The sequence below is a fragment of the Nocardia sp. NPDC006982 genome (assembly GCF_042869435.1).
GTDB lineage: Bacteria > Actinomycetota > Actinomycetes > Mycobacteriales > Mycobacteriaceae > Nocardia.
Genome location: NZ_JBIAFV010000011.1, coordinates 88,778 through 101,628, shown reverse-complemented (window position 1 = coordinate 101,628; position 12,851 = coordinate 88,778). Strand labels below are relative to the sequence as shown.

14 protein-coding genes are annotated in these 12,851 nt (G+C 65.6%); 7 read left to right on the top strand and 7 right to left on the bottom strand.

Annotated elements, in window-relative coordinates:
• Position 1: 1 nt before the first annotated feature.
• Together ACFYOW_RS33870 and ACFYOW_RS33865 are read right to left on the bottom strand one after the other, a co-directional pair.
• Positions 2-1,267 carry an aspartate kinase gene (locus ACFYOW_RS33870; RefSeq protein WP_327094449.1) on the bottom strand — a complete coding sequence of 422 codons (1,266 nt, stop codon included), beginning with the start codon at positions 1,265-1,267 and terminating at the stop codon, positions 2-4.
• 84 nt (positions 1,268-1,351) lie between these two features.
• Complete coding sequence (locus tag ACFYOW_RS33865) at positions 1,352-1,813, bottom strand: SgcJ/EcaC family oxidoreductase (RefSeq protein WP_387294143.1); 462 nt, start codon at positions 1,811-1,813, stop codon at positions 1,352-1,354.
• Between the two features lie 96 nt (positions 1,814-1,909).
• Between ACFYOW_RS33865 and ACFYOW_RS33860 the strand changes: the two genes are divergently transcribed.
• Positions 1,910-2,377: a MarR family winged helix-turn-helix transcriptional regulator gene (locus ACFYOW_RS33860; RefSeq protein ID WP_387294142.1), complete on the top strand. Its 468-nt coding sequence runs from the start codon at positions 1,910-1,912 to the stop codon at positions 2,375-2,377.
• 16 nt (positions 2,378-2,393) lie between these two features.
• Positions 2,394-2,801 (top strand): secondary thiamine-phosphate synthase enzyme YjbQ, encoded by a 408-nt coding sequence (locus ACFYOW_RS33855; RefSeq protein ID WP_387294141.1) that lies wholly within the window; start codon positions 2,394-2,396, stop codon positions 2,799-2,801.
• On the opposite strand, the gene ACFYOW_RS33850 is transcribed toward ACFYOW_RS33855, so the two are convergent.
• On the bottom strand, positions 2,798-5,452 hold the full coding sequence (locus tag ACFYOW_RS33850; protein WP_387294140.1) for a LuxR C-terminal-related transcriptional regulator: 2,655 nt from the start codon (positions 5,450-5,452) through the stop codon (positions 2,798-2,800). The two genes, ACFYOW_RS33855 and ACFYOW_RS33850, sit on opposite strands and share 4 nt — an antisense overlap.
• Before the next feature lie 160 nt (positions 5,453-5,612).
• Between ACFYOW_RS33850 and ACFYOW_RS33845 the strand changes: the two genes are divergently transcribed.
• Entirely contained in the window at positions 5,613-6,212 is a 600-nt protein-coding gene (locus tag ACFYOW_RS33845; protein WP_387294139.1) for a dihydrofolate reductase family protein, read from the top strand.
• Between the two features lie 44 nt (positions 6,213-6,256).
• Here ACFYOW_RS33845 and ACFYOW_RS33840 read toward each other — a convergent pair whose 3' ends face one another.
• The gene (locus tag ACFYOW_RS33840; RefSeq protein ID WP_387294138.1) at positions 6,257-6,829 is read right to left on the bottom strand and encodes a dihydrofolate reductase family protein; all 573 of its coding nucleotides are present in this window, start codon (positions 6,827-6,829) and stop codon (positions 6,257-6,259) included.
• 29 nt (positions 6,830-6,858) lie between these two features.
• Positions 6,859-7,434 carry a dihydrofolate reductase family protein gene (locus ACFYOW_RS33835; RefSeq protein WP_387294137.1) on the bottom strand — a complete coding sequence of 192 codons (576 nt, stop codon included), beginning with the start codon at positions 7,432-7,434 and terminating at the stop codon, positions 6,859-6,861.
• A gap of 58 nt (positions 7,435-7,492) precedes the next feature.
• Between ACFYOW_RS33835 and ACFYOW_RS33830 the strand changes: the two genes are divergently transcribed.
• From ACFYOW_RS33830 to ACFYOW_RS33815, 4 genes are all read left to right on the top strand, one after another.
• Positions 7,493-8,083 (top strand): TetR/AcrR family transcriptional regulator, encoded by a 591-nt coding sequence (locus ACFYOW_RS33830; protein WP_387294136.1) that lies wholly within the window; start codon positions 7,493-7,495, stop codon positions 8,081-8,083.
• 60 nt (positions 8,084-8,143) lie between these two features.
• The gene (locus ACFYOW_RS33825; protein WP_040686020.1) at positions 8,144-8,332 is read left to right on the top strand and encodes a DUF1918 domain-containing protein; all 189 of its coding nucleotides are present in this window, start codon (positions 8,144-8,146) and stop codon (positions 8,330-8,332) included.
• A 303-nt stretch (positions 8,333-8,635) separates the two neighbouring features.
• Entirely contained in the window at positions 8,636-9,094 is a 459-nt protein-coding gene (locus tag ACFYOW_RS33820; RefSeq protein ID WP_387294135.1) for an SRPBCC family protein, read from the top strand.
• A gap of 38 nt (positions 9,095-9,132) precedes the next feature.
• Positions 9,133-10,344: a low temperature requirement protein A gene (locus tag ACFYOW_RS33815; protein ID WP_387294134.1), complete on the top strand. Its 1,212-nt coding sequence runs from the start codon at positions 9,133-9,135 to the stop codon at positions 10,342-10,344.
• Here ACFYOW_RS33815 and ACFYOW_RS33810 read toward each other — a convergent pair.
• Together ACFYOW_RS33810 and ACFYOW_RS33805 are read right to left on the bottom strand one after the other, a co-directional pair.
• Positions 10,322-11,170: an ion transporter gene (locus tag ACFYOW_RS33810; protein WP_387294133.1), complete on the bottom strand. Its 849-nt coding sequence runs from the start codon at positions 11,168-11,170 to the stop codon at positions 10,322-10,324. The genes ACFYOW_RS33815 and ACFYOW_RS33810 overlap by 23 nt on opposite strands.
• 57 nt (positions 11,171-11,227) lie before the next feature.
• Positions 11,228-12,850, bottom strand: coding sequence for a GMC oxidoreductase (locus ACFYOW_RS33805; RefSeq protein WP_387294132.1), 1,623 nt, complete (start codon positions 12,848-12,850; stop codon positions 11,228-11,230).
• Position 12,851 lies beyond the last annotated feature (1 nt).

Sequence of the window (12,851 nt, the reverse complement as noted above, 5' to 3'; positions counted from 1 at the left end):
CTTATCGTCCTGTTCCCGCGTGGACGACGGCGACCTCGTCGCCGCCCAGATCGAAGGCCTTGTGCAGCACCTGCACGGCCTCGTCCAGTTCGGTGTCCTTGACCAGCACCGAGATCCGGATCTCGGAGGTGGAGATGAGGTCGATGTTCACGCCCGCGTTCGCCAGCGCCTCACAGAAGGTGGCGGTGACGCCCGGATGGCTCTTCATGCCCGCGCCGACGAGGGAAACCTTGCCGATGTGGTCGTCGTAGAGCACCTGCGAGAAACCGATCTCGTCCTGACGCTTGGTCAGCATCTCCACCGCACGCGCGCCCTCGGTCTTGGGCAGGGTGAAGGTGATATCGGTCTTACCCGTCTCGACCTTGGAAATGTTCTGCAGGACCATATCGATATTGATCTCCGCGTCGGCGATCGCGCGGAATACCTTGGCGGCGTAGCCAGGTTCGTCCGGTAGGCCGACCACGGTCACCTTGGCCTCGCTGCGATCGTGCGCGACGCCCGTGAGGATTGCTTGCTCCAAGGGGATGTCCTCCATCGATCCATAGACGTAGGTGCCGGGCTTGTCGGTGTAGGACGAGCGCACATGCACCGGAACGTTGTAGCGGCGCGCGTATTCCACGCAGCGCAGCATGAGTACCTTCGCGCCGCAAGCGGCGAGCTCGAGCATCTCCTCATAGGAGACCTGCTCGAGCTGCTGCGCGTCGGGCACGATCCGCGGGTCGGCGGTGAAGACGCCGTCCACATCGGTGTAGATCTCGCAGACGTCGGCGTCGAGCGCCGCGGCCAGTGCGACCGCGGTGGTGTCGGAGCCGCCGCGACCGAGCGTGGTGACGTCGCGGCTGTCCTGGCTGACGCCCTGGAAACCGGCGACCAGCACGACCAGACCTTCGTCCAGCGCGGCGCGCACCCGGCCCGGGGTGACGTCGATGATCTTGGCGTTACCGTGCGATCCGGTGGTGATCACACCCGCCTGCGAGCCGGTGAACGAGCGAGCCTCGGCGCCGAGCGAATGAATGGCCATGGCGACCAGCGCATTGGAAATGCGCTCACCCGAGGTGAGCAGCATGTCCATTTCCCGAGCCGGCGGCGCAGGCGCCACCTGCTGCGCCAGATCGAGCAGCTCGTCGGTGGTATCGCCCATGGCCGAGCAGACGACCACCACGTCGTGGCCCTGCTTCTTCGTCTCGACGATCCGTTCAGCGACGCGCCGGATACGCTCGGCGGTCGCTACCGAGGATCCTCCGTACTTCTGAACAACGAGAGCCACGACAGGGTCCTCCAAGATCGACAATCAGCTGCTAACAGCACCCCAGCGTACCGGCCGAGGCCCAGCGGATTTGTTCCTACCTCCTCAGCCCGCGAGTATCGAAGGGGCCGTTCGCGAATCGAACTCGGCCGAAACGGATTCCATGAGCCAGTGGTGTTTCGTGTTCTGGAAGGCGGCCACCAGCCATTCTCCCTTGTGCCGAACGGCCACTGTTGTCTGCACTTTGGTGTTGCGGCGGTTGCGGCGCCGCCTGCCCTTGACGACCGCGCCTTTGCCGTGGATGACGGCCACATCGGGCGTAAGAAAACGGAGCTGGGTGATCTCGCCGTCGAGCCGCGTGCCCTTCAGATACTTCTCGAACAGCGGCACATGGCAGGCGCTGATGGCCGCGCGGCCCTTGTAGTGGGTGCCGAGCCAGGTGACGTAGTCCGCGTCCAGCGTGAAGACCTGCGCATATGCCTCGGCGTCGCCCGCGACCCAGGCAGCGGCTCGGCGATCGAGCAATTCACGGATGGCGGCCGCATCGGCATGCTGATCGATGGTCATGGTGACCCTCCCCGGTAAGATCTGATTCGCTCAATAGTTGATCGAGTAAATAGTTGAGTGAGTAAGATAGCGACCGAGTCAGACAAGGGTGTCAAGGTGTCGAATCGTGTGGACCTGTCGACCGCGCTGAGCATCGCTGCCCAGCGGAGCGCCAATGACGGCGTGATGATGCACCAGGCCGTCGCGGACCGGCTGGGCCTGCATGTGACCGATCTGCGCTGCTTGAACCTGCTCCGCCTCGGCGGTCCGGCCACCGCCGGAGAGCTGGCCGCCCGTACCGGCCTGACCACCGGCGCCATCACGCGCATGATCGACCGGCTGCTGAAAGCGGGCTATGTCCGGCGCGAACACGATGCGCAGGACCGGCGGCGGGTCAATATCAGTGTGATCCGAGAGCGGATCGATGAGATCGCGCCGCACTACGAGGTGATGGCGCGCGAGTTCGGGGCGGCGATGGCCGGGTATTCGGTCGAGCAGTTGGAGTTGGTGCTGGATGTGTTCAACCGGCTGCACGAAACATCGGTGCGGGTGACGGCGCTGCTGCGGGCAGCCGACACCGATTGAGAGGACGATGTAGCCCATGAAGAGCACGGTGATCGAGGTGACCACGGGACGTTCCGAGGTCGTGTACGACATCACTCCGCAGTGCGCGTCGTTCGCGCGCGAGGCGGGCGAGGACGGGCTGCTGCACATCTTCGTGCCGCATGCCACGGCCGGGATCGCGATCATGGAGCTCGGCGCGCGCAGCGATGACGATCTGCTCGCCGCATTGCGCGACCTGCTGCCCGCCGATGATCGCTGGCGGCATGCCCACGGCTCCCGCGGACACGGCCGCTCCCACGTCATGCCCGCATTGATCCCGCCCTACGCCACCGTGCCCGTTATCGGCGGCGCACTGACCCTGGGCACCTGGCAATCAATCGCGATGGTAGACCTCAATGTCGACAACCCGGACCGCCAAGTGCGCCTGTCATTTCTGCGCGGCTAATCACTGGGCGCGAGACGGGCGAGTTCGGTGCGATTGGCGATTCCGAGCTTGGCGTATACATGGGCCAGATGCGTTTTCACGGTGCCGCGGCCGATGAACAAACGCGCGGCGATCTCCGGATTGGTCAGGCCGGAGACTGCGAGTTCGACCACGGAACGCTCTGTTGGCGTGAGGCTTTCCCAGCCGGAATCGGGGCGGTTGCGCCTGCCACGGGCACGGGTGATGTAGTCGATCGCCGCCCGCAACGACATGGCGCGGCCGCGCTCGAGGTATTCCAGCAGCCGCGTTTCGTCGGGGATATCAACGCGGACAACCGATCCGGCGTCGGCGCGGGCCCGTTCGGCCGCGCCGAACAGCAACCCCGCCGTCTCGAACGACGCACGTCGCAATGCCACAGCGGCGAGAGCCGTCAGGCTGTCGGCACAGGCGAGCACCAAGCCGTGTTCGTCCCGAATTCGCAAGGCCTCGTGATGCATTCGCATTGCCTGCTCGGTATCCGGAGCCAGTAATGCCCGCTGCTCCAGCAGAGCGGCGTGCACGGACGGCAGGGCCGTCGTGAGCGGCGTGGCCGATAACCGGTCCAGCAGATCGGCCGAATCCGCTGCCGCTCCCGATTCCCGAAGCGCACGAGCGAGTACCAACCGCGTCCAGGGGGTCAGTTGATCGTCGGAAGGCCGCTCCTGCCAACACCCTTCGCGACGGCACCAGGCAGCCGCCTCGTGGGGCCGTCCGGCGTCGAGTTCGAGTAAGGCGTGCACCCGCTCCCAACCGGGGACGAACGGCGGTGTCTCCGCTCCCTCGACGAGCCGATCGATCGGCGCGAGCGCGGCGCCCGCCGACCCGGATCTGCCTGCCCACAGCAGGATTTCGGCGAGCGCGGTGCGGGCCAGTGCGATGCGATGGAAGTCGCGAAGGGGTGCCGCGGTGGTCACGGCCTGTTCGGCGAGTTCGATGGCGTGGGCCAGCGCACCGGATTGCGCGGTCGCCAGTGCGAGCCAGCCGAGTGCGGACGAGGCGATGGCGCGGTCGCCACGCCGTAGCAGTCCCGTTACGGCGGGCTCGAGCTGTTCGATCGCGTCGCGGTGTTCGTCGCGCAGTAGGTGGACCAGGCCGATCAGTGCCTGGGTGGCATCGGTAACGAAGCCGTCGCCGGCCCGTTGTGCTTCTGCGCGCACCGCCGACGCTTCGGTGCGCGTGCGCTCCAGATCGAATCCGATGGTGCCGATGGCAATGAGTGCGCGGGCCAGCAGGCCGACATCCTCCAGGCCGAGCTGTTCAGCTAGTTTCGCTGCGGCGCATGCCTTTTCATAACTCACCGACCCCGGTAGCGCGGTGTCCGCAACGAGCGCCTGGGCCAGCAGCACGCGCGCTTGGGTTTCGTCACGGGTGTCATTCCCTTGCGCCGCAGCATGTTCCAATAACCGAACGCCATCGGCGGCATGCGTGCCCAGGTGCCACAGCCAGGCCACCGCGGCCGCTAGTCTACGGCCCGCTGCGGCGTTGGGCTCGGCCCGATCCAAACCCCATTCGATGGCGGCACGAATATTCGGATATTCGACGGTGAGCAGCGTGCGCCACTCGTCCTTATCCGAATCCAGTAGCAGCGCAGCGCTTTCCACCAGCGCAAGCATCAGTTCCAGATGCAGATCGCGCAGCGCCGCGGTCTCCTGCGCCTCGTCGAGCCGCAGCAGCGCGTAATCGCGCACCACACCGAGCATTCGGTAGCGGGCGACCGGACCTGTCGTATCCGCCGACACCAGCGATTTGGCGATCAAACCGCGCAATGCCCGCAGATAGCGCTGGACCGGGACTTCCAGCCGTTCGGCCAGACCGGCAATCGCCTGCGCGGCAAATCCGGGCTCGAAAACACCGAGACGCCGGAACAATTCGCGCTCATCCTGGTCCAGCAGGTCGTGGCTCCAGCGCATCGATGCGGTCAGCGTAGCCTGCCGGAAGGGGGCGCGTCCGGTGTCGTCATCGAGCAATGCGAACGGATCCCGCAACGAGTCCGCCAACTGCGCCAACGAAAGAGTGCCCGCCCAACCTGCGGCGAGTTCGAGGGCCAGCGGCAGTCGATCCAGCCGGTCGCAGACCCGACGCGCCGCCGCCAGCGCGTCCGGGCCGAGTTTCGCGGTCCCTGCGCGGTCCGAGAAGAGATCCAGTGCGTCGGCCAGGTTGAGTGCCGACAGGCGATACACCTGCTCACCGGGTAGGCCGAGCGGCACCCGACTGGTGGCGAGCACACCGGCGCTCGGGCAGCGCGCCAGGATGGCCGACACGATCCCCGCTACCGGTTCGCGCAGGTGCTCACAGTTGTCGACCACCAGCAGGATGCTGCGCGCGGTCAGTTCCCGAGTCAGCGTGTGCACAGGATCGGCGGCCAGCGGTACGCCGAGCGCCGATGCGATGGCTCGGGTGACGCCATCGGCGTCGCGTTCGTTCTCCAAGCCGACCCAGCGAATGCCGTCGGGCCAGGAATCGGCGAGCGCAGCGCAGGAGCGCAGGGCCAACCGGGTCTTACCGCAGCCACCCGGGCCGACCAGGGAGAGCACCCGTCCGGGCGCGACCGCTGCGGTGAGCGTTGCCAGTTCCTCGGCGCGGCCGACGAACGACGACAGCTCGGGCGGAAAGTGCTGGCTGGAGTCGATCATCGCGCCTCGGAGTCTGCCACGACCGCCCGCATCCGACCACCGGGTATCTGCCACCTGCCCCACACGAATATCGGCCGGCTGGGAGATGTTCGGGGGTGGCCGCGCCGGAAGTATTCATTGCAGCGGCGCACGGGGCGCCACCGATAACAAAGGAACCGACATGACCGAGACCAATACCCGCCGCGTCATCGCCAATATCTCGCTGTCGCTCGACGGCCGGACCAATGGCAGCGGCGGCGACTACGACATGAGCTGGATCGTGCCGCACGCCGTGAGCGACGCCTCCCGCGATCAGATGGTCAAGCTGACCACAACCGCGACCACGGCCCTGCTCGGCCGCAAAAACTACGAGGGCTTCGGCGGCTACTGGCCGACCGTCGCCGCCGACGAGAACGCCGAGCCACGCGACAGGGCCTTCGCTACCTGGCTCGATGCGGTGGACAAGGTGGTCTTCTCACACTCCGTGACAGAGACGCCCTGGCCGAACTCCCGGATTGCCGAGGCCGATCCGGCCGCGACGGTCAAGCTGCTGCGCGCCGAATCAGGCGGCGACATCGTGGTACTGGCCTCCGGCAGCGTGATCAAGAACCTGCTGGCGGCGGGCGAACTGGATCGGCTGATCATCACGCTGTGCCCCGAACTCGTCGGCGGCGGCGCACGACTGTTCGAAGACGGCGTGCCCGCAACCAGCTGGTCGCTCACCGATCTGTCCACCACGGATTCCGGTGCGATCGTTCTGGTCTACGACAAGGTCGCGTGAGGTCCCGATGCCGTGGCGGCGGACTGCCGCCACGGCCGGTGGCATCAGACTCTGGTGAGCCAGGTGACCTGCGCACCGCTGCCGAATTCGGTGCGTCTGGTGGGTGTGAACAAGGTGGGGTTGAATTCGCCCGCGAAGGCCGGGGTTCCGGTTCCGGCCACCACCGGATAGCTCTTGATGACGAGCTCGTCGATCTCGCCGAGTAGCTGTGCGGCGAGCTTGCCGCCACCCGCCAGCCAGATATCCATGCCGTCCTCCTGCTTCAGATGACGCACCAGACCGACCGGATCGCCGTCGACCAGTTCGACAGTCGGGTCATCGAGCCGGCCGAGGGAACTCGAGACGATGTACTGGCGCATATGCGCGTACGGGCTGGTCACGCCGATGGCCTGGGCCGGAGCATAGGTGCCTCGACCCATGACCAGGGTGTCGAACTTCTGGTTCGGCGCATCCACCTCCAGCCCGATATGTGGGCGCACATGAGTCGGCAGGGTCTCCGGATACTCCGCCTTGATCCAGTCCCACATGTCGTCCACCGGATAGAAGCTGATGTCGTCGCCGGGGCCCGCGATATAGCCGTCGAGGGACATGCCGACGTAGTACACGAGTTTTCGCATATGAATACCGCTTTCGTGGTGTGGGATCGTCAGGACCGGGAGAACCAGGTGACCTGGGCGCCGTTGCCGAACTCCCGGCGCTCGGTCGGCGTGAACAGGGTCGGGTTGAATGCACCCGAGAAGGCGGATATGCCGCCGCCCGCGACAACCGGATAGCTCTTGACGATCATCTCGTCGAGTTCGTCGAGCAGCGCCCCGGCCAGCTTGCCGCCGCCGCACAGCCAGATATCGCCACCCGCTTCGGCTTTCAACCGTCGCACCAGCCCGACCGGATCGCCCGCGACCACCTCGACCTGCGGATCATCGATCGGGCCGAGGGTGCTCGAAATGACGTACTGCTGCAAATGCGCATACGGACTGGCGACTCCCTCGGACAGCGCGGGCTCGTAGCTTGCGCGGCCCATCAGTACGGTGTCGAACCGCTTATTCGGTTCGTCCACCGCCATCCCGATGTGCGACCGCGCCTGACTCGGCACGAAGTCCGGATACTGCCCCGTGATCCAGGTCGCCATCTCGTCGTCGAGCGGATAGAAGTCGAACTCCCCTGCCGGACCAGCGATATAGCCGTCGAGCGATACGGCTACGTAGTAGACGAGTTTTCGCATATCAATACCGCCTGATCCGTTGTACTCTAACTGAAGTGGTTTGAAGGTAGTACTACAGATGGAGTGGTGTCAAGTGCGGACTAATCCGGAGCGGCGGCAAGCGCTGCTCGATGCGGCGATAGAAGTGTTGGCGAAGGAGGGGGCGCGCGGGCTCACCTTTCGAGCGGTGGACAAGGAGGCCGGGGTGCCCGCGGGTACGGCGTCGAACTACTTCGCCAATCGTGACGACCTGTTGACCCAGGTGGGCGGGCGGTTCTACGAACGGTTGACACCGAGCGCGGCGACCATGGCCGACCTGGCAACGGGTCCGAAGACGCGGGCGCATATCACCGAGTTGATGCGCGAGACGGTCGGTCGCATCGAGGCGTTCCGCACCGGCTACCTGGCCATGCTCGAGCTACGTCTGGAGGCGACGCGGCGACCGGAGTTGCGCGCGGTCATGACCGAGGCCGTGCGCGCGGATCTCGATTTCAATGTGCGCAACCATCTCGAAGCCGAACTGCCCGGCGACGAAAAATCGGTGATTCTGCTGTATCTGGCGCTGAATTGGCTGATCGTGGACCGGCTCACACTGCCGGGAATCTTCACCGAGGCGCAGAGCCAGGAGCTGATCGAGGCCGCGGTCGAACGACTCGTCGGAAACGAGTGAAACGCCGCGTAGTACTGGGAACCCTTGTGACGCGCGTCACCGTCATTCGATAATGGGGCGATGATGGCGAATGTCGGAGACCGGCTCCTCGTACACGGCCACGTTGTGGGACAGAGTGATCGCCACGGCGAAATCGTCGAAGTCCGCGGACCTCAGGGCGCACCGCCGTATGTGGTGCGATTCGACGACGGGCACGAATCGCTCGTCTACCCAGGCCCGGACGCGATCATCGAACCAACGCCGCACTGAGCCGCCGCACCCACGGGCCCGCTCCCCGCGGGCCCGTTACCTCCTGCGCAGCCGACGATGCGAATACCTTGCGCACGATCGACTTACGGCCCCGTCAGCTGCTACGGCAAGTCCACTGGACCGGCGAAATCGCGATTCGTTCGAAAATACTGAACCGTAACTTGTTCTCGCCGTACATAATCGATCGTGATCCCCCCGAGATATGCGGCCGATGTGGCTTCGGGCACTGCCCGCTCAGTTGACTTGCGATTGTGTCGCTGGGCACAATTTGCCGATGTAGTTGGGCGGGGGCGGAGGTATGGAATGCGTACAAAGACCGATATCCGTTTCGTCGTCGACGCCGATCCCGAGCAGGTAATGGATGCACTGGCCGCGGTCGAGATGCTTCCGGAGTGGTCGACCTCCTACAGCGACGCCCGGGTCGCGAGCCGCGACGACAACCTGCGACCGCGCCGGGTATTCGTCAAAGCTGAGTTGATGGGCGGCTCGGATCTGCAGGTCCTGGAGTACGAATGGACCGAGACCCGCTCCTCCTGGGAGGTCGCCGACAGCACCCGAGGGGTCAAGGGCGGCGGCTGGTTCGAGGTCACCGAGGGCGAGGAAGGCACCGACGTCTGGTACCACGTCGAGCTCTACGTCCCGATCCCCGTTCCGGGCATGCTGGTGAGCCGCACCATGCGCCGCTCGAACGAGGCCGTCGTGCAGAACTTCATCGAGTTCGCTGAGGGCTTCACCGAGAACGAGAACTATCAGGCCGTATAGGAGCGCACCTGTCGTATTCGGATGCGACGATGTGAACCATGATCGGTTCCAAACGGGCACGCCTGCTGCCAACGGCCGAGGATGCGTCGGTAACTCAGCTCGAGTTGTTCTTCGACCTGGTGCTCGTCTTCGCGTTCACCATGGTCACCGGCCTGGTCGCACACGACACCAGCGCCAAGAACATGCTGCGCGCGGTGCTGGTACTCGCGGTCATGTGGTGGCTGTGGATCGCCTACTCCTGGCTGGGCAATGTGGTGCGCGCGGACGAGGGCATCGCGCGGGTCGCCATGTTCGTCGCGATGGGCGGCGGATTCCTGGCGGCGCTCACCATTCCGGAGGCCTTCGACGACGCAGACGGCGGCTGGTTCGGCCCGCTGGTCTTCGCGATCGCGTACCTGATTGTGCGCGTGGTGCATCTGGCCATGTTCGTGCTGGCCAGCGCCGAGGATTCGCAACTGCGCAACCAGGTGCTGCGCTGGAGTCTCGGTTCCATCACCATCGGGACCACCCTGCTCGTCATCGCTGCCATGACACAAGGCACGACGCAGATCGTGCTATGGATCGCCGCGATCGTCGGCGATATGGGATGGACCCTGCTCGCGGGCGAGGACTGGCGATTGAATTCGGCCCGCCATTTCTCCGAACGCTACGGGCTGATCGTCATTGTGGCGCTGGGTGAATCGATCGTCTCGATCGGCATCGGCGTTGCCGGACTGCCCATTTCGTGGCCGATCGCGGTCGGATCCCTGCTCGGACTCGCGGTTTCGGGTCTGCTGTGGTGGGCGTACTTCGATGTGGCGGCGCTGTCGGTGGAGCACGAGTTGCAGCACGCCGAGGGCGAGCGGCAGATCAAGATCGCCCGAAACTCCTACACCTTCTGGCATTTCCCGATGATCGCCGGGATCATCGGTCTCTCGCTCGGACTGAAGAAGGTGCTCTACTACGTCGGCGACGAATCGGCGCACAGCCTGAAGGACGCGCTGTACGGGATACCGCTGTTCGCGCTGTACGGCGGTGTGGTGCTGTATCTGATCGCATTGGTCGGGTTCAAGCAGTACGCGACCGGGAACGTCACGGTGCCGCGCCTGGTGGCCGCCGGACTGCTGCTCGCGCTGACTCCGGCGGCCTGTGCGCTGCCCGCGCTGGCGTCACTGGGGCTGCTGTGCGGTGTGCTGGTGCTGCTGATCGTCTGGGAGACAATGCGTTACGCGGCGCCGCGCGACGAGATCAGGCACGCGGCACACGGCTGAGGTGGTAGCGCACGGTCTGTTCGTGCGGCGTCGGGCCGTAATTGGACGGCCCGACGCGCACCCCGGCGTGCACGGCGTCTCGGATCTGATCCACGTTCTCGCGGATCATGTCCGAGACCAGTTCGTCCGTGCGCGGATCCGCCAGCACCTGGAAAATGATCCGAAATGTGGTGTCGGCGATGAGCCGGATGATCTCGTCGTGGAACGGAATGTAGCGGACCCGACCGGCCTGCGGATCGTTCTTGATGAGTTCGAGGATCATCTCGTCCATTTCGGCGCGGTTCTCCTCCAGCGCCGCCGCGATATTGCGGGTGTAGTGGCCCGTGCGCAGCACCTGCGCGACCTCGTCCATGATGGCGATGGTCATGGGGCGCTTGATGACCTCGACGATGGTCGTCACGAACCGGTTCACCACCGCGGCGGTCACGCGATCGCCGAGGGCCCGATCGGCGACCCGGCCGAGGCGGACCGCGATCACCACGATCCGCAGTAACCGGAACCCGCGGAAGAACGGGCTGGTCACCGGGATCATGCCGAGCACTTCGTACCAATAGACGAACGGGAACGTCCACGGCCAGCCCGCGCGGCGCCAGCGCCAGAGGAATTCGACGGCGAATACCGCGCAGACCGAGTAGTCGAGCACCACGATCGCGCGGTAGGTGTGCGCGGAGACGTCGAAGAAGCTGACCCAGGTGACCAGCACGACCGAGACGATCGCCAGCGCCAGCATCACCAGGTCCGACCACAGCGCGGGCGGCTTGCGTGGAAAATCCAGCTTCGGTCCGTCGTCGAGGCCGGGCGTGGTCGGCCTGGTCGGTGTTGCCACGTGAGGATCCCTTCGACGCCGAACGGTCCCGCCGACAGTAATACGCGCCGCGCCGGGCTACTTCCCAGCGCGGATGATCGCCTCGATATTGCGTTCGGCCAGTGCGGTAATGGTGAGCGAGGGGTTGACCGTGCCGGTGCTGCCCGGGATGGCCGCACCGTCCATCACGTACAGGCCTGGATGACCGTGCACGCGACCGTTGCCGTCGGTGGCCCGCCCGAGCACCGCACCGCCCAGCGGGTGCGCGGTGAACAGCGCGTTCGCGTCGTAACCGAGTGCGCCGTATTCGACGAGAGCATTGGAGCGTTCGGCGATCCGATGATCGACCGCGCGGGCGGCGGCCACGATATCGTCGCGGTTCTTGGTCGACCAGGACAGTCCGACCGTATTGCGGGCGCGGTCGTAGCCGAAGCGCGCGCGGGCCGGATCGAGCACCATGCCCAATGAGGCGAGCGCGCCGGTCTCGAACGGAATGCCGGGGATATACCAATTTTCGAGCGTGAGCGGCACCGCGGATTCGTCGAGGATCCGGCTCGCGCTCGGCACACCCTGTCCGAAGCCGGCCAACTGACTGGCGCCGCGAGCCAGCACCACGTCACCGTTGGTGCCCCAGCCGTCGCCGCTGTGCTCGTTGAGGTTCGGCAGTGCACCGGTGGCCTGGGCCCGCACCAGTAGCTCCGAGGTGCCGACCGAACCCGCGCCGAGGAACAGGCGGTCGCAGGTGATGGTGCGGGTGCCGATCACGTCGCCGGTCGGCGAAAGTTTTGTCACGGTCACCGAATAGCGGCCGCCGGATTCCTGTGCGATGGCGTCCACGCGGTGCCCCGGATAGATGGCGGACTTTCCGGTGTCCTCGGCGTAGCGCAGGTAGTTCTGGTTCAGGTCGAACTTCGCGCCGTTGGAGTTGCCGAGATTGCTGCGCGCCACCGTCGCGGAAGGCCTTGTGGTGCCGGCGATTTCGCCGCGCAGCACATCCCAGTTGAAGATCGAGTCATTGGCCACCGGCTGATAGCCGGCCCTGCGCACCTGCTCGTCCCAGGCCCGGGAATGTGCGAACGGCGAAGCGGCGTACAGGTCCGCCGGAATAGGGCTGAGCCGCAACATCTCCCGCACGCGCGGGTAATAGACGCGCTCCATTTCGCCGTAATCGACGGTGCCGCCGAAGACGTGGTCGAAGAAGCGGCGCTCGGGCGCGACCATCGCCCCGGAAAAGATGACCGAGCCGCCGCCGACCGCCGCCGCCCGCCACACATCGATGCCCGGGTACTGGGTGCAATCGAGCACCCCGCCGAAGCTGGCGAAATGCGTCGGCACCTTGGTGACGCCGGTGAAGTTGGTGCGATGCCAGAAGCCGCGGCCGTCGGGCAGATCGTCACCGGTGAAGATCTCCCGCCACGGATCGTTCGGCCAGCGCGAACCGCGCTCCAGCACGGTATTGGCGATGCCGGCCTCGGCCAGACGCAGTGCGGTGACCGAAGCGCCGAAGCCGGAGCCGATGACGATCGCGGGTGAATGCTCGGGCGGATCGGGAAGTGGCGCAAAGATTTCCGGAACCCACATGCGGAAAAGGTTGTCCCACATCGGATCTGCGGCATCGGCTGTCGCCCTGCCCAATGCGGTACCCGCGACACCCAGCATCGCGGCTGCACCGGCTGCCTTGAAAAAGGCACGTCTATGCACC

Excerpts from the sequence above, each read along its gene's own strand:
- ACFYOW_RS33845 (WP_387294139.1), top strand. The coding sequence starts at position 5,613 with ATGACCGAGACCAATACCCGCCGCGTCATCGCCAATATCTCGCTGTCG.
- ACFYOW_RS33830 (WP_387294136.1), top strand. The coding sequence starts at position 7,493 with ATGGAGTGGTGTCAAGTGCGGACTAATCCGGAGCGGCGGCAAGCGCTG.
- ACFYOW_RS33815 (WP_387294134.1), top strand. The coding sequence starts at position 9,133 with ATGATCGGTTCCAAACGGGCACGCCTGCTGCCAACGGCCGAGGATGCG.
- ACFYOW_RS33820 (WP_387294135.1), top strand. The coding sequence starts at position 8,636 with ATGCGTACAAAGACCGATATCCGTTTCGTCGTCGACGCCGATCCCGAG.
- ACFYOW_RS33825 (WP_040686020.1), top strand. The coding sequence starts at position 8,144 with ATGATGGCGAATGTCGGAGACCGGCTCCTCGTACACGGCCACGTTGTG.
- ACFYOW_RS33835 (WP_387294137.1), bottom strand. The coding sequence starts at position 7,434 with ATGCGAAAACTCGTCTACTACGTAGCCGTATCGCTCGACGGCTATATC.
- ACFYOW_RS33855 (WP_387294141.1), top strand. The coding sequence starts at position 2,394 with ATGAAGAGCACGGTGATCGAGGTGACCACGGGACGTTCCGAGGTCGTG.
- ACFYOW_RS33865 (WP_387294143.1), bottom strand. The coding sequence starts at position 1,813 with ATGACCATCGATCAGCATGCCGATGCGGCCGCCATCCGTGAATTGCTC.
- ACFYOW_RS33850 (WP_387294140.1), bottom strand. The coding sequence starts at position 5,452 with ATGATCGACTCCAGCCAGCACTTTCCGCCCGAGCTGTCGTCGTTCGTC.
- ACFYOW_RS33840 (WP_387294138.1), bottom strand. The coding sequence starts at position 6,829 with ATGCGAAAACTCGTGTACTACGTCGGCATGTCCCTCGACGGCTATATC.